Raw genomic sequence first — 14,284 nt, 5'->3', positions numbered from 1 at the left:
GGAGTTTCCATGATTTCGATCCTGCGACGTGGCCTGCTGGTTCTGCTGGCGGCCTTCCCCCTGCTGGCCATGGCGGCGCCGGGGCAGTCCGCCCGTGATGTCATCCAGGGCACCACGACCCAGTTGCTCAACGACCTCAAGGCCAACAAGGCGCAGTACAAGGCCAACCCCGAGGCGTTCTATACCGCGCTCAACAGCAACCTTGGCCCGGTGGTCGATGCTGACGGCATCTCCAAGAGCATCATGACCGTCAAGTATTCGCGCAAGGCCACTGCGGAGCAGATGCAGCGCTTCCAGGAGAACTTCAAGCGCAGCCTGATGCAGTTCTATGGCAATGCCCTGCTCGAGTACAACAACCAGGGCATCACCGTCGACCCGGCCAAGGCCGAGGACGGCGATCGCACCAGTGTCGGCATGAAGATCACCGGCAACAACGGTGCGGTCTATCCGGTGCAGTACACCATGCAGAAGATCGACGGCGAGTGGAAAGTGCGCAACGTCATCGTCAACGGCATCAACATCGGCAAGCTGTTCCGCGACCAGTTCGCCGACGCCATGCAGCGCAACGGCAACAGCCTGGACAAAACCATCGACGGCTGGGCCGGCGAGGTGGCCAAGGCCAAGGAAACCGCCGACAACTCGCCGGATAAGGAAGTCAAATGAGCGATGCCGTCGTGAGCATGTCCGAGCCTGGCGTTCTCTGCCTGGCCGGGGTGCTCGACTACCGCAGCGGGCCGGCCCTGCGCCAGCAGGGCAAGGCGCTGATCGCCGCCAGTGGCGAGCAGCGGCTGGTGCTCGACTGCAGCGCGGTGGTCAAGTCGAGTAGCGTCGGGCTGGCCCTGCTGCTGGCCTTCATGCGCGATGCACAGGCGGCTGGCAAGGCCTGCGAAGTGCGCGGCATGCCTGCCGACATGCGGGAAATTGCCGGGGTCTATGACCTCGATGAAGTGCTGGCCGGTTGATGGCTTGCACCAAGGTGAAGGCCCCTCGGTCAGCGCATCCCGTCATGGGCTTCGCAGGCGAGGGGCTTTTTTGTATGATGGCCGACCCGCGCGCGTTGGGCGCCGATCGAGGTTGAGCATGCAGGCCGTAGAAGTCAAAAGCTTTCTGGAAGAGAAATTGCCGGGATCCCGGGTCGAAGTTGAAGGCGAAGGCTGCAACTTCCAGTTGAACGTGATCAGCGACGAGCTGGCCGGCCTGAGCCCGGTCAAGCGTCAGCAGGCGATCTATGCTCACCTCAATCCGTGGATTGCCAATGGCGCCATTCACGCGGTAACCATGAAATTCTTCAGCAGCGCAGCCTGGGCTGAGCGCACCTGAGCCAACTTGGCGGCGAGACACAAATGGACAAACTGATTATCACTGGCGGCCCACGCCTCGACGGCGAAATTCGCATTTCCGGCGCGAAAAACGCGGCCCTGCCGATTCTGGCGGCGACCCTGCTGGCCGACGGCCCGGTTACCGTGGGCAACCTGCCACACCTGCACGACATCACCACCATGATCGAGCTGTTCGGTCGCATGGGCATCGAGCCTGTGATCGACGAAAAGCTGGCCGTGGAGATCGACCCGCGCACCATCAAGACCCTGGTTGCTCCTTACGAGCTGGTCAAGACCATGCGTGCCTCGATCCTGGTACTCGGCCCGATGGTTGCCCGTTTCGGTGAAGCCGAAGTGGCCCTGCCTGGCGGCTGCGCCATCGGCTCTCGTCCGGTAGACCTGCACATCCGCGGCCTGGAAGCCATGGGCGCGAAGATCGAGGTCGAAGGCGGCTACATCAAGGCCAAGGCCCCCGAGGGCGGCCTGCGCGGCGCACACTTCTTCTTCGATACCGTCAGCGTGACCGGTACCGAGAACATCATGATGGCCGCAGCACTGGCCAAGGGCCGCAGCGTGTTGCAGAACGCCGCTCGCGAGCCTGAAGTGGTTGACCTGGCCAACTTCATCAACGCCATGGGCGGCAAGGTTCAGGGCGCTGGCACCGACACCATCACCATCGATGGCGTCGAGCGCCTGGCCTCGGCCAACTACCGCGTCATGCCCGACCGTATCGAGACCGGTACCTACCTGGTCGCCGCTGCCGTCACCGGTGGTCGCGTCAAGGTCAAGGACACCGATCCGACCATCCTTGAAGCCGTGCTTGAGAAGCTCAAGGAGGCCGGCGCCGACATAACCACCGGTGAAGACTGGATCGAGCTGGACATGCACGGCAAGCGGCCCAAGGCCGTCAACCTGCGTACCGCTCCTTACCCGGCGTTCCCTACCGACATGCAGGCGCAGTTCATTTCGCTCAATGCCATCGCCGAGGGCACTGGCGCAGTGATCGAAACCATCTTTGAAAACCGCTTCATGCACGTTTACGAGATGCACCGCATGGGCGCGCAGATCCAGGTCGAAGGCAATACCGCCATCGTTACTGGCGTCAAGGCGCTCAAGGGCGCTCCGGTGATGGCCACCGACCTGCGTGCTTCCGCCAGCCTGGTGCTGTCGGCGCTGGTCGCTGAAGGTGACACCCTGATCGATCGCATCTACCACATCGACCGTGGTTACGAGTGCATCGAGGAGAAGCTGCAGATGCTGGGCGCGAAGATCCGTCGCGTACCGGGCTAGTAGCCTGCAGGCGCACGGACGCGCCTACCGAATCGAATACCGGCCAGGCTCACTGCCTGGCCGGCTGTAGCCGCTTAAGGACCGACGTTTCCCATGTTGACCATCGCGCTATCCAAAGGCCGTATTCTCGACGATACCCTGCCACTGCTGGCCGAGGCCGGTATCGTGCCGACCGAGAACCCGGACAAGAGCCGCAAGCTGATCATCCCCACCACGCAGGACGACGTGCGCCTGCTCATCGTGCGAGCCACCGACGTGCCGACCTATGTCGAGCATGGCGCCGCCGACCTCGGTGTAGCCGGCAAAGACGTGCTGATGGAATACGGCGGCCAGGGCCTGTACGAGCCCCTGGACCTGCAGATTGCCCAATGCAAGCTGATGACCGCTGGCGTCACCGGTGCCCCTGAGCCCAAGGGCCGTCTGCGTGTGGCGACCAAGTTCGTCAACGTGGCCAAGCGTTATTACGCTGAACAGGGCCGCCAGGTCGACATCATCAAGCTGTACGGCTCGATGGAGCTGGCGCCGCTGATCAACCTCGCCGACAAGATCATCGACGTGGTCGACACCGGCAACACCCTGCGTGCCAATGGCCTCGAACCCCAGGAGCTGATCGCCACGATCAGTTCGCGCCTGGTGGTGAACAAGGCCTCGATGAAAATGCAGCACGCCCGTATTCAAAGCCTGATCGACACCCTGCGCAACGCCGTCGAATCGCGACACCGCGGCTGACTTCTGCGCGCGACCTTCGCTGTCGCGCCCGTCTATCCGCGTCATAGCCTTCTTTCTCAGGTGCCCGCGCGGATGGACTGGTAGCCTAGGGCGCCTGAGCATTCGCTAATAATCGAGGCCCTCGCCATGACCGTGTCCACTGCAATTGCCCGTCTCAACGCCGCTGATCAGGATTTCGCCCGACATCTGGATCATCTGCTGAGCTGGGAAAGTGTGTCCGATGACGCGGTCAACCAGCGCGTGCTCGACATCATCAAGGCCGTGCGCGAGCGCGGTGACGCAGCGCTGGTCGAATTCACCCAGCGCTTCGACGGTGTCGACGCCAAGACCATCGATGACCTGATCCTCGACCGTGCCCGCCTGGAGCTGGCGCTGACCCGCATCACCCCGGTGCAGCGTGAAGCGCTGGAGAAAGCCGCCAACCGCGTGCGTCTGTACCACGAGCGGCAGAAGCAGGACTCCTGGCAGTACACCGAAGCCGACGGCACCGTGCTTGGCCAGAAGGTCACCCCGCTGGACCGTGCCGGCCTTTACGTGCCGGGCGGCAAGGCGTCGTACCCCTCGTCGGTGCTGATGAACGCGATTCCAGCCAAGGTCGCGGGTGTCGCTGAAGTGGTCATGGTGGTGCCGACCCCGCGTGGCGAGGTCAATGAGCTGGTGCTGGCCGCTGCCTGCATCGCCGGCGTCGACCGGGTGTTCACCGTTGGTGGCGCCCAGGCCGTCGCGGCCCTGGCCTACGGCACCGAAAGCGTGCCGCAGGTGGACAAGATCGTCGGCCCGGGCAACATCTACGTGGCCACCGCCAAGCGCCATGTATTTGGCCAGGTTGGTATCGACATGATCGCCGGCCCGTCGGAGATCCTGGTGGTGTGCGATGGCCAGACCGATCCGGACTGGATCGCCATGGACCTGTTCTCCCAGGCCGAACACGATGAAGATGCCCAGGCCATCCTGGTCAGCCCCGATGCCGAGTTCCTCGATCGCGTTGCCGCCAGCATCGACAAGCTGCTGCCAACCATGGAGCGCGCCGAGATCATCGAAAAGTCGATCAACGGTCGTGGCGCCCTGATCCAGGTGCGCGACATGCAACAGGCCATTGAAGTGGCCAACCGCATCGCCCCGGAACACCTGGAGTTGTCGGTGGCCGACCCGCAGGCCTGGCTGCCGCAGATCCGCCACGCCGGCGCGATCTTCATGGGCCGTCACACCAGCGAGGCGCTGGGCGACTACTGCGCCGGCCCCAACCACGTACTGCCGACCTCCGGCACCGCGCGCTTCTCCTCGCCACTGGGCGTGTATGACTTCCAGAAGCGCTCGTCGATCATCTTCTGTTCCGAGCAGGGCGCATCCGAGCTTGGCCACACCGCTTCGGTACTGGCCCGTGGCGAGTCGTTGACCGCCCACGCCCGCAGCGCCGAATACCGCATCCTCACCGAGAAGGGGAATTGAGCATGAGTCGTTTCTGGAGTCCCTTCGTCAAGGACTTGGTGCCCTACGTGCCGGGCGAGCAGCCCAAGTTGGCCAAACTGGTCAAGCTCAACACCAACGAGAACCCCTATGGCCCATCGCCCAAGGCGCTGGAGGCCATGCGTGGCGAGTTGAACGACAACCTGCGCCTGTACCCGGACCCGAATGGTGACCGGCTCAAGCAGGCGGTGGCCGAGTACTATGGCGTCACCCCGGCGCAGGTGTTTGTCGGCAACGGCTCGGACGAGGTGCTGGCGCACATCTTCCACGGCCTGTTCCAGCACGATGCGCCGTTGCTGTTCCCGGACGTCAGCTACAGCTTCTACCCGGTGTACTGCGGCCTGTACGGCATCCCCTACGAGCAGGTGGCGCTGGACGAGCAGTTCCAGATTCGCGTTTCGGACTACAACAAGCCGAACGCCGGGATCATCTTCCCCAACCCCAATGCACCGACCGGTTGCCTGCTGCCGCTTGAGGCCGTGGAGCAGCTGCTGCAGGCCAATCGGGATTCGGTAGTGGTGGTGGACGAGGCGTACATCGACTTTGGTGGCGAGACGGCCATCAGCCTGGTTGATCGCTATGACAACCTGCTGGTGACGCAGACGCTGTCCAAGTCGCGTTCGCTGGCTGGCCTGCGGGTTGGCCTGGCGGTGGGGCATGCTGACCTGATCGAGGCGCTGGAGCGGATCAAGAACAGCTTCAACTCTTACCCGTTGGATCGGGCTGCGATTGTCGGGGCTGCGGTGGCGTTCGAGGATCGCGAGTACTTTGACGAGACGTGCCGCAAGGTGGTCGAGAGCCGTGAGGTGTTGGTTGCGGCGTTGCAGGCGCGGGGGTTCGAGGTGTTGCCTTCGGCGGCGAACTTCATCTTTGCCCGGCATCCGCAGCAGGATGCGGCGGGGATTGCGGCGCGGCTGCGGGAGCAGGGGGTTATTGTGCGGCACTTCAAGCAGGCGCGGATTGCGCAGTTCTTGCGGATTACGGTTGGGACGCCGGAGATGAATCAGGCGTTGCTTGATGCGCTTGATTGATTTGAGTTGATTTGAGTTGTTGATGCTGGGGCGAATTGGGGGTTGGTTGGTTTTCTCCTGATTCGCCCTTTGTTGTTGTTGTTGTTGTTGTTGTTGTTGTTGTTGTTGTTGTTGTTGTTGTTGTTGTTGTTGTTGTTGTTGTTGTTTTGAAAGTTTTATGCGCATTCATTTGTGATGTCGACGCGTAGTCACCTTTCCGCCCGAGGGTGTCAGAAATTTTGTGTTCGGGCATACCATGAGTAAGAGGTGCATGCATGCCAACCAAAAAGAAATCGCTTCGAGAGTTACCGAAGGTCCCGAAAGAGCTGCTTGAACAGTTTTCCGCAACCCCACTGATGACCGCAGAGGCTATCGAAGAGGCTTCTGCCGCCTTCAAGAAAGCGTTGATCGAGCGGGCCCTGAACGCCGAACTTGGCCATCACCTGGGCTATCCTCCGGGCGCGCAGCGCCCAGAGGATGAGACCAACCAGCGCAATGGCACGAGTGGCAAGACAGTGCTGACAGGCGATGGCCCGCTACGGCTGGATATCCCTCGGGACCGTGACGGCAGCTTCTCGCCCATTCTGATCCCCAAGCATGAGCGCCGTTACACCGGATTCGATGACAAAATCATCGCCATGTACGCCCGTGGAATGACGGTCAGAGAGATCCGGGCCTTCCTGTCCGAGCAGTATGGAACCGACGTTTCACCCGATTTCATCAGCTCTGTGACAGACGAGGTCATGGAAGAGATTGGCGCGTGGCAACAGCGGCCACTGGAGCCGATGTACCCGGTCATTTTCTTCGATGCGCTGCGGGTGAAGATCCGCGAAGAAGGTCTGGTTCGCAACAAGGCCATTTACTTGGCCCTGGGCGTTCTCCCCGACGGGACGCGCGATATCCTGGGCATCTGGATCGAGAACACCGAGGGTGCGAAGTTCTGGATGAAGGTCTTTAACGACCTCAAGAAGCGTGGCGTCGAAGATGTGCTGATTGCCGTGACCGATGGCCTCAAAGGCATGCCAGAGGCCCTCAGCGCAGTGTTTCCAGAAACGACGCTGCAGACGTGCATCGTGCACCTGATCCGCAACAGCCTCGACTACGCGGCCTGGGACAAGCGGCGGGCTCTGGCCAAGGAGCTGAAGCCGATTTACCAAGCCATCAATGCTGAAGCGGCAGAGCAAGCACTCGATGAGTTTGAGAACGGGCCGTGGGGCGAGAAATATCCGACGGTGGTGGCTGCTTGGCGACGGGCTTGGGATCGCGTGATTCCATTCTTTGTTTTCCCGCCCGCCATCCGAAAGGTGATCTATACCACCAACGCCATCGAGAGCATCAATGCCCAGCTACGCAAGGTCATCAAGACTCGCGGACATTTCCCGAATGATGATGCAGCGACCAAACTGATTTGGCTGGGATTGCGCAACATCACAGCCAATTGGGGAAAACCGGCCCATGACTGGAAAAGCGCGATGAATCAATTTGCGATTCTGTATGGAGATCGGTTCATCAGGCCAACCTGGTGAGAATCAGGGCCTGCCTAGCGGCAGGCCATTACCGGCCCGCACACAAAAAATCTGACAGTCCCTTCCGCCCTTACGGCGGGTTACTTTTTTTCTTGGAAAAAAGTAACCAAAAACCGCTCGCTCCATTCATACGGCCCTCCGCTGCGCTCCGGGTCCCTTCGCTCCGGCGTCCTCCGGGCCCGCGCGGCCTCCGACTTGCTGCGCAAGTCTACATCTCGCGCCTTCGGCTACGCCGAAGGGTGCTGCGCACCAGGGCCCTCCAGACGCCTGCGCTCAGCCTCCTGAAGTCGCGAAGTTAGGGGCGGCGCCTGGGCTGGCGTTAGCTGACGCTAGTTGGATGGGTTGGGAACTCAGGATTGCAATCGCTGGCAAGCCAGCTCCCACAGGTTAGTGCGAACTTTCAGCCTTGCGCGGCACCTGTGGGAGCCGGCTTGCCGGCGATAGGGCCCGAATAAACAACACATAAACAACAGCCAAACCTAGATAGCCGTATCACTGCTCTTGATCTGCTCTTGATCTGTTTTTGCTTTTGCTTCTAAGCGCGCAATAGTCCAGGCAACACAAATTGCGACTTCAGGAGGCCGAGTGGAGGTGACTGTAGGGCCCTGGTGCGCAGCACCCTTCGGCGTAAGCCGAAGGCGCGAGATGTAGACTTGCGCAGCAAGTCGTAGGCCGCGCGGGCCCGGAAGGCACCGGAGCGAGGGGACCCCGGAGCGCAGCGCAGGGGCCGTATGATGGGAGCGGGCGGCTTTGCCTACTTTGGCCAAGACCAAAGTAGGCCGCCGTAAGGGCGGAAAGGTGACTAAAAGTCGCCATCGCCGCTGAATGCGCATACATCTACAAAAACCAACACCCTGAAACCCGAACGCCGAACGCCGAACGCCGAACGCCGAACGCCGAACGCCGAACGCCGAACGCCGAACGCCGAACGCCGAACGCCGAACGCCGAACGCCGAACGCCGAACGCCGAACCCGAACCTTGCCACCCCCACCCCAACCCGCTATCGTCCCACCACCCCAAAAATTCATCCGATGACTGGACGTGCCCAGGTGACCCTCCTGATCAAACGCTCCCTGGTCGAGCAAGCCGTCGACCAGCTCCGCGATCGCATTGCCCAAGGCACTTGGTCGATAGGCCAGCGCCTGCCCACCGAACCCGAACTGGCCAGCGACCTCGGCATCAGCCGCAACACCGTGCGCGAAGCCATGCGCGTCCTGGCCTTCAGCGGCCTGGTCGAAATCCGCCAAGGCGACGGCAGCTACCTGCGCACCGCTCAGGACCCCCTGCAAGCCGTGCAGGCCATGGCCCATTGCACCGTCGAGCACGCCCGCGAAACCCGCCACATCCTCGAAGCCGAAGCCATCGGCCTGGCGGCGCTGCGCCGCACCGAACAGGACCTGCGCGAACTGCGCCAAGCCCTGCAGCACAGCGCGGCGCACTTCCAGGGGGACGTGGACGCCTACGTCGAATGCGACATCAATTTCCACCAGCGCCTGGTGGATGCCGCCCACAACCCGGCGCTCAGCGAACTCTACCGCTACTTCTCCGGCGTGGCGGCCGCCGCCCTGCAGCACAACATGACCACCGTCCCCCGTTGCCAGGCGGTGTTCGACCTGCATGAGCAGATTCTCGACGCCGTCGCACAGCGCGACCCGGAACTGGCCAAGCGCCTGAGCCGAACCCTTATCGAATCCTGAACGGGAGACGGCCATGGCCGAACCTATGACACGCGACACGACTCCCCGCGAAGCGGAGCTCGACGAACTGCTCATCGACGCCGAGGCTGACGACGAGCAAGTGCAGCAACAGCCGGTGCTGTTGCGCCGGCCCTGGCTGCTGTTGCTGGGCCTGGTGCTGGTAGCACTGAACCTGCGCCCGGCCCTGTCGAGCATGGCGCCGGCGCTGGGCCAGGTCTCGCAAAGCCTCGGCCTCAACGCCTCGCAAGCGGGCTTGCTGACCACCTTGCCGGTGCTCTGCCTGGGGCTGTTCGCGCCGCTGGCGCCGATCCTGGCACGGCGCTTCGGCAGCGAGCGGGTGATCCTCGGGATCCTCCTCACCCTGGCCCTGGGCATCCTGGTGCGCAGCGCACTGGGCGTGACGGGGGTGTTCCTCGGCAGCCTGATGGCGGGGGCGAGCATCGGCATCATCGGTGTGCTGCTGCCGGGTATCGTCAAGCGCGACTTCCCGCAACATGCCGGCACCCTGACTGGGGTCTACACCATGGCCTTGTGCCTGGGGGCGGCGCTGGCCGCCGGCGCAACCGTGCCGCTGAGCCAGCACTTCGATGACAGCTGGGCGCTGGGCCTGGGTTTCTGGATGCTGCCGGCGCTGTTGGCGATGCTGGTCTGGCTGCCCCAGGCACAACAGGGCCACGGCCTGCATAAGGTGGCGTATCGGGTACGCGGGCTGTGGCGTGACCCACTGGCCTGGCAGGTGACGCTGTACATGGGCTTGCAGTCGTCGCTGGCCTACATTGTCTTCGGCTGGCTGCCCTCGATCCTGGTGGGCCGAGGCCTGAGCCCGACCGAGGCAGGCCTGGTGCTGTCGGGATCGGTGCTGGTGCAACTGATCAGCTCACTGAGCGCGCCGTGGCTGGCGACCCGTGGCAAGGACCAGCGGTTGGCTATCGTGGTGGTGATGCTGGTAACCCTGGCCGGCCTGTTCGGCTGCCTCTACGCGCCTATTGACGGGCTGTGGGGCTGGGCGGTGCTGCTGGGGCTGGGCCAGGGCGGCACCTTTGCCCTGGCCTTGACCCTGATCGTGTTGCGCTCCAGGGATGCGCACGTGGCTGCCAACCTGTCGAGCATGGCCCAAGGGGTGGGGTACACCCTGGCGTCCACCGGTCCCTTCGCCGTCGGCCTGGTGCATGACCTGACCGGGGGCTGGGATGCCCTGGGCTGGATCTTCGCAGTGCTGGGGATAGGGGCTATCGCGTTCGGGCTGGGCGCCGGGCGGGCCCTGCATGTGCAGGTCAGCAGCGAGCGGGTGTAGAGCACGCCGCCCGCGATCATCATTCACGGCGCGAATGGGCATGGTACTGCTGCGAGCCAGGCAGTATCGTGCGGGTTCCGTATCTTCGCAGGACCACTCCATGAGCGATGCCAACAGCGCCCTGATCACCCGTTTCTACCAGGCCTTCCAGCGCCTGGATGCCGAGGCCATGGTGGCCTGCTACAGCGACGACATCGCCTTCAGCGACCCGGTGTTCGGCACCTTGCGCGGTCAGGATGCCGGCGATATGTGGCGGATGCTCACCCGCCGCGCCAAGGACTTCACCCTGACCTTCGACAACGTTCGCAGCGATGAGCGCGGCGGCGAGGCCCACTGGGTGGCAACCTACCTGTTCAGCCAGACCGGGCGGGTAGTGGTCAACGATATCCAGGCGCGTTTCGTGATCCGCGACGGGCTGATCTGCCAGCACGACGACAGCTTTGACCTGTGGCGCTGGTCGCGCCAGGCGTTGGGCATGCCGGGGGTGTTGCTTGGCTGGTCGCCGATGCTGCAGAACAAGGTTCGCCAGCAAGCCTTCAAAGGGCTGCGGGCGTTCCAGCAGGCGCGCTGAGCGGGTAAGCTGGCGGCCATCTTCAGCTGTATCGAATCGAGCCGTGAGCGAGATACCTTCCACCGTCGAGTGCAAACCCTGGTACGTCTACCTGGTGCGGGCCGCCAATGGCTCGCTGTACTGCGGCATCAGCGATGATCCGCAGCGGCGCTTCATCAAGCACCAGAAGGGGCAGGGCGCACGTTACTTCAAGACCAGCCCGGCGCAGGCGCTGGTGTACGTGGAGCAGTGGCCGGACAAAGGCGAAGCGCTGCGCCAGGAGCGCCTGGTGAAGAAGCTGCGCAAGAAGGCCAAGGAGGCGCTTGTTGCCTCCTATTGCGAAACCTCAGCGCACTGATTTGTGGGAGCGGGTTTACCCGCGAACACCGGCAAAGCCGGTGCCATCCGCCGTGTTGCCTGCTTCGCGGGTAAACCCGCTCCCACATGTATTGCACGACAACTGTAGGAGCGGCCTTGCCGGGGCGCCGGACCGGTCGGAAAGGGCTGCGCAGCAGCCCCGGCGATTTTTGTTGCGTTGCTGAAAACTGGGGCCGCTTCGCGACCCAATCGCGACACAAGGCCGCTCCTACAGTAAGACAGTTGCTCCCACAGCGTATGTTCAGTCCTTGCGCCGCTTCAGCTGATCGACCAACTGCGTCGGCAGCCCCTTGATCACCAGCGTCCCCGCTTCCTCGTCATACTCGATCTTCGAACCCAGCAGGTGCGACTCGAAGCTGATCGACAGCCCTTCGGCCCGCCCGGTGAAACGGCGGAACTGATTGAGCGTGCGTTTATCGGCGGGGATTTCCGGCGACAGGCCGTAGTCACTGTTGCGGATGTGATCGAAGAACGCCTGTGGGCGGTCCTCGTCGATCAGGCTGGACAGCTCTTCGAGGCCCATCGGCTCGCCCATCTTGGTCTGTGAGGTGGCGTAGTCGACCAGGGTCTGGGTCTTTTCCCGGGCGGATTCTTCCGGCAGGTCTTCCTTCTCGACGAAATCGCTGAAGGCCTTGAGCAGGGTGCGGGTTTCGCCCGGGCCGTCCACGCCTTCCTGGCAACCGATGAAGTCACGGAAGTAATCCGAGACTTTCTTGCCGTTCTTGCCCTTGATGAACGAGATGTACTGCTTGGAGTTCTGGTTGTTCTTCCACTCGGACAGATTCACCCGCGCGGCCAGGTGCAGCTGGCCAAGGTCGAGGTGGCGCGATGGCGTCACGTCGAGTTCGGCGTTCACCGCCACGCCTTCGCTGTGGTGCAGCAGGGCGATTGCCAGGTACTCGGTCATGCCCTGCTGATAGTGGGCGAACAAGACGTGGCCGCCGGTGGACAGGTTGGATTCTTCCATCAGCTTCTGCAGGTGCTCGACGGCGACGCGGCTGAAGCTGGTGAAGTCCTTTTCCTGTTCCAGGTACTGCTTGAGCCAGCCGCTGAACGGGTAGGCGCCCGATTCGCCATGGAACAGGCCCCAGGCTTTGCCTTGCTTGGCGTTGTAGCTGTCGTTGAGGTCGGCCAGCAGGTTTTCGATGGCATCCGAGGCCGCCAGTTCGCTGTCGCGCGCATGCAGTACAGCGGGGCTGCCATCGGGCTTCTTGTCGATCAGGTGAACGATGCAATGACGGATTGGCATGGAATTCTCTGTGATGTAAGCGGGGGCGAGGCCGCGCTGCAAAGTCGCTCAGTTTACCTCAGGGTGGGGGCGATGCAGTGGCCAGATGTTGGCAGAAATGGCGGTTGTTCGTTTTTTGTTCATTTTTGTGCGTTTTTTCCTTAAACCCCCGAAAAACCTGCACAAAATCAGTGTCGACAGCGGATATTTATCGATTCCTGTGGTAGCTTTGCGCGGTCTTGCGCCCCTTGAGTGGCGCATTGCTGGCAGCGTGCTGGCGGGGTTTCGAACCAAACGCCGATTTGCGCATCTACATACGCGATCGACGCGGCCTCTGGATTGTCCCGGGCTGGCCCGACCACCGACCAAGCACGCTGCACAACCTCTGATTTGATAGGGAAGGAACACCACCATGGCACTGACCAAAGACCAACTGATTGCCGATATCGCTGAAGCCATCGACGCGCCAAAAACCACCGCGCGCAACGCCCTGGAGCAACTGGGCCAGATCGTCGCCGACCAACTGGAAAACGGCGCCGAAATCACCCTGCCAGGCATCGGCAAGCTGAAAGTCTCCGAGCGTCCTGCCCGTACCGGCCGCAACCCTTCGACTGGCGCTGCCATCGAAATCGCTGCCAAGAAAGTCGTCAAGTTCGTTCCGGCCAAGTCGCTGAACGACGCCATCAACAAGTAATTGTTGCTGCGTTGACGAGACCGCGCCCGGCTTGCCCGGGCGCGGTTTTTTTGTGCTTGTGGGAGCCGGCTTGCCGGTGCCCTCCATCGTGTCGCCTGGATCGCCGGCAAGCCGGCTCCCACAGAAAGATCAGCGCTTGGTCAGCCAGCCCTTGCGCGCCTCGTCGTCATGGAAGCTCCACGCGACCATGCGGCTCTGCTTCTGCCCCTGGCCCATCTCGACGACATGCAAGGCCTTCACTCCGGCCTTCTTCAGCGCCGCCTCGATGCCCGGCAGGTTGCTGGCCTTGGATACCAGGCTGGTGAACCACAGCACTTGCGCTGCGTACTGCACGCTTTCATCGATCAGTTGGCTGACGAAACGGATCTCGCCGCCTTCGCACCACAGTTCGTTGTTCTGCCCGCCAAAGTTCAGCACCGGCAGCTTGCGCTTGGGGTCCTGCTTGCCGAGGTTCTTCCATTTGCGCTGGCTGCCGCGGGTGGCTTCTTCGCGCGAGGCATGAAAGGGCGGGTTGCACAGGGTCAGGTCGAAGCGCTCGCCCTCCTGCAACAAGCCGCTGAGGATTTTCTTGCGCTCGGCTTGCAGGCGCAGGCCGATGGCCTTGTCCAGTTGGTTGGCCTGGACGATGGCCTTGGCCGAGGCCAGGGCGATCGGGTCGATGTCGGAGCCAGTGAAGCGCCAGCGGTAGTCGCTGTGGCCGAGCAGCGGGTAGATGCAGTTGGCACCCACGCCGATGTCCAGCACGCGCACCTGGGCGCCGCGTGGCACCTCGCCGGCGTTGTCGGCGGCCAGCAGGTCGGCGGCCACATGGATGTAGTCGGCGCGGCCCGGGATCGGCGGGCACAGGTAGTCGGCCGGGATGTCCCAGTGCTGGATGCCGTACTGGGCCTTGAGCAGCGCACGGTTGAACACCCGCACGGCTTCGGGGTTGGCGAAGTCGATGCTGGGTTTGCCGTAGGGGTTGGTGATGGTGAAGCGGGCGAGGTCCGGATGGGCCTTGATCAGTGCCGGGAAGTCATAGCGGCCCTGGTGACGGTTGCGGGGGTGCAGGGTGGGTTTGTCGGTCATGGTTTCGGTCCTGAAAAGCATCGCGGGGCAAGC

Annotated in this window: 15 protein-coding genes; 13 read left to right on the top strand and 2 right to left on the bottom strand. The window is 62.7% G+C overall.

Annotated elements, in window-relative coordinates; genetic code table 11:
- The first annotated feature begins 9 nt into the window (after positions 1-9).
- From EJA05_RS22740 to EJA05_RS22685, 12 genes are all read left to right on the top strand, one after another.
- On the top strand, positions 10-663 hold the full coding sequence (locus tag EJA05_RS22740; RefSeq protein ID WP_125465337.1) for an MlaC/ttg2D family ABC transporter substrate-binding protein: 654 nt from the start codon (positions 10-12) through the stop codon (positions 661-663).
- On the top strand, positions 660-962 hold the full coding sequence (locus EJA05_RS22735) for an STAS domain-containing protein (protein WP_125860078.1): 303 nt from the start codon (positions 660-662) through the stop codon (positions 960-962). The genes EJA05_RS22740 and EJA05_RS22735 overlap by 4 nt, the downstream gene beginning before the upstream one ends.
- Positions 963-1,080: 118 nt before the next feature.
- The gene (locus tag EJA05_RS22730) at positions 1,081-1,320 is read left to right on the top strand and encodes a BolA family protein (RefSeq protein ID WP_110993420.1); all 240 of its coding nucleotides are present in this window, start codon (positions 1,081-1,083) and stop codon (positions 1,318-1,320) included.
- A 23-nt stretch (positions 1,321-1,343) separates the two neighbouring features.
- Positions 1,344-2,609: a UDP-N-acetylglucosamine 1-carboxyvinyltransferase gene (murA, locus tag EJA05_RS22725; protein ID WP_110993419.1), complete on the top strand. Its 1,266-nt coding sequence runs from the start codon at positions 1,344-1,346 to the stop codon at positions 2,607-2,609.
- Positions 2,610-2,702: 93 nt separating this feature from the next.
- Positions 2,703-3,338 (top strand): ATP phosphoribosyltransferase, encoded by a 636-nt coding sequence (gene hisG, locus EJA05_RS22720; RefSeq protein ID WP_011532429.1) that lies wholly within the window; start codon positions 2,703-2,705, stop codon positions 3,336-3,338.
- 126 nt (positions 3,339-3,464) lie between these two features.
- Positions 3,465-4,787, top strand: coding sequence for a histidinol dehydrogenase (gene hisD, locus EJA05_RS22715; protein ID WP_125465334.1), 1,323 nt, complete (start codon positions 3,465-3,467; stop codon positions 4,785-4,787).
- A gap of 2 nt (positions 4,788-4,789) precedes the next feature.
- Complete coding sequence (hisC, locus tag EJA05_RS22710) at positions 4,790-5,836, top strand: histidinol-phosphate transaminase (RefSeq protein WP_125860076.1); 1,047 nt, start codon at positions 4,790-4,792, stop codon at positions 5,834-5,836.
- 254 nt (positions 5,837-6,090) lie between these two features.
- On the top strand, positions 6,091-7,341 hold the full coding sequence (locus EJA05_RS22705) for an IS256 family transposase (protein WP_125860074.1): 1,251 nt from the start codon (positions 6,091-6,093) through the stop codon (positions 7,339-7,341).
- Positions 7,342-8,391: 1,050 nt separating this feature from the next.
- Positions 8,392-9,039, top strand: a complete 648-nt coding sequence (locus EJA05_RS22700) for a FadR/GntR family transcriptional regulator (RefSeq protein ID WP_223811871.1) — start codon at positions 8,392-8,394, stop codon at positions 9,037-9,039.
- A gap of 13 nt (positions 9,040-9,052) precedes the next feature.
- Complete coding sequence (locus EJA05_RS22695; RefSeq protein ID WP_125860070.1) at positions 9,053-10,333, top strand: CynX/NimT family MFS transporter; 1,281 nt, start codon at positions 9,053-9,055, stop codon at positions 10,331-10,333.
- A gap of 100 nt (positions 10,334-10,433) precedes the next feature.
- Complete coding sequence (locus EJA05_RS22690) at positions 10,434-10,904, top strand: nuclear transport factor 2 family protein (protein WP_110993224.1); 471 nt, start codon at positions 10,434-10,436, stop codon at positions 10,902-10,904.
- A gap of 43 nt (positions 10,905-10,947) precedes the next feature.
- Positions 10,948-11,241, top strand: coding sequence for a GIY-YIG nuclease family protein (locus EJA05_RS22685; RefSeq protein ID WP_125860068.1), 294 nt, complete (start codon positions 10,948-10,950; stop codon positions 11,239-11,241).
- A 261-nt stretch (positions 11,242-11,502) separates the two neighbouring features.
- Here EJA05_RS22685 and yejK read toward each other — a convergent pair whose 3' ends face one another.
- Positions 11,503-12,510 carry a nucleoid-associated protein YejK gene (yejK, locus tag EJA05_RS22675; protein ID WP_125465327.1) on the bottom strand — a complete coding sequence of 336 codons (1,008 nt, stop codon included), beginning with the start codon at positions 12,508-12,510 and terminating at the stop codon, positions 11,503-11,505.
- Positions 12,511-12,901: 391 nt separating this feature from the next.
- On the opposite strand from yejK, the gene EJA05_RS22670 reads away from it, so the two are divergent.
- Positions 12,902-13,183, top strand: a complete 282-nt coding sequence (locus tag EJA05_RS22670) for an HU family DNA-binding protein (protein WP_110993227.1) — start codon at positions 12,902-12,904, stop codon at positions 13,181-13,183.
- Positions 13,184-13,312: 129 nt separating this feature from the next.
- On the opposite strand, the gene rlmF is transcribed toward EJA05_RS22670, so the two are convergent.
- Complete coding sequence (rlmF, locus tag EJA05_RS22665) at positions 13,313-14,251, bottom strand: 23S rRNA (adenine(1618)-N(6))-methyltransferase RlmF (RefSeq protein ID WP_125860064.1); 939 nt, start codon at positions 14,249-14,251, stop codon at positions 13,313-13,315.
- Between the last annotated feature and the right edge of the window lie 33 nt (positions 14,252-14,284).

It is taken from the genome of Pseudomonas oryziphila (genome assembly GCF_003940825.1).
Taxonomy (GTDB): Bacteria; Pseudomonadota; Gammaproteobacteria; order Pseudomonadales; family Pseudomonadaceae; genus Aquipseudomonas; species Aquipseudomonas sichuanensis.
Note: the sequence above shows the minus strand (reverse complement) of the source record. Positions and strands in the feature narration are given on the sequence as shown.

Excerpts from the sequence above, each read along its gene's own strand:
- EJA05_RS22705 (WP_125860074.1), top strand. The coding sequence starts at position 6,091 with ATGCCAACCAAAAAGAAATCGCTTCGAGAGTTACCGAAGGTCCCGAAA.
- hisC (WP_125860076.1), top strand. The coding sequence starts at position 4,790 with ATGAGTCGTTTCTGGAGTCCCTTCGTCAAGGACTTGGTGCCCTACGTG.
- EJA05_RS22740 (WP_125465337.1), top strand. The coding sequence starts at position 10 with ATGATTTCGATCCTGCGACGTGGCCTGCTGGTTCTGCTGGCGGCCTTC.
- rlmF (WP_125860064.1), bottom strand. The coding sequence starts at position 14,251 with ATGACCGACAAACCCACCCTGCACCCCCGCAACCGTCACCAGGGCCGC.
- EJA05_RS22695 (WP_125860070.1), top strand. The coding sequence starts at position 9,053 with ATGGCCGAACCTATGACACGCGACACGACTCCCCGCGAAGCGGAGCTC.
- yejK (WP_125465327.1), bottom strand. The coding sequence starts at position 12,510 with ATGCCAATCCGTCATTGCATCGTTCACCTGATCGACAAGAAGCCCGAT.
- hisD (WP_125465334.1), top strand. The coding sequence starts at position 3,465 with ATGACCGTGTCCACTGCAATTGCCCGTCTCAACGCCGCTGATCAGGAT.
- EJA05_RS22690 (WP_110993224.1), top strand. The coding sequence starts at position 10,434 with ATGAGCGATGCCAACAGCGCCCTGATCACCCGTTTCTACCAGGCCTTC.
- EJA05_RS22735 (WP_125860078.1), top strand. The coding sequence starts at position 660 with ATGAGCGATGCCGTCGTGAGCATGTCCGAGCCTGGCGTTCTCTGCCTG.
- hisG (WP_011532429.1), top strand. The coding sequence starts at position 2,703 with ATGTTGACCATCGCGCTATCCAAAGGCCGTATTCTCGACGATACCCTG.
- EJA05_RS22730 (WP_110993420.1), top strand. The coding sequence starts at position 1,081 with ATGCAGGCCGTAGAAGTCAAAAGCTTTCTGGAAGAGAAATTGCCGGGA.
- EJA05_RS22670 (WP_110993227.1), top strand. The coding sequence starts at position 12,902 with ATGGCACTGACCAAAGACCAACTGATTGCCGATATCGCTGAAGCCATC.
- murA (WP_110993419.1), top strand. The coding sequence starts at position 1,344 with ATGGACAAACTGATTATCACTGGCGGCCCACGCCTCGACGGCGAAATT.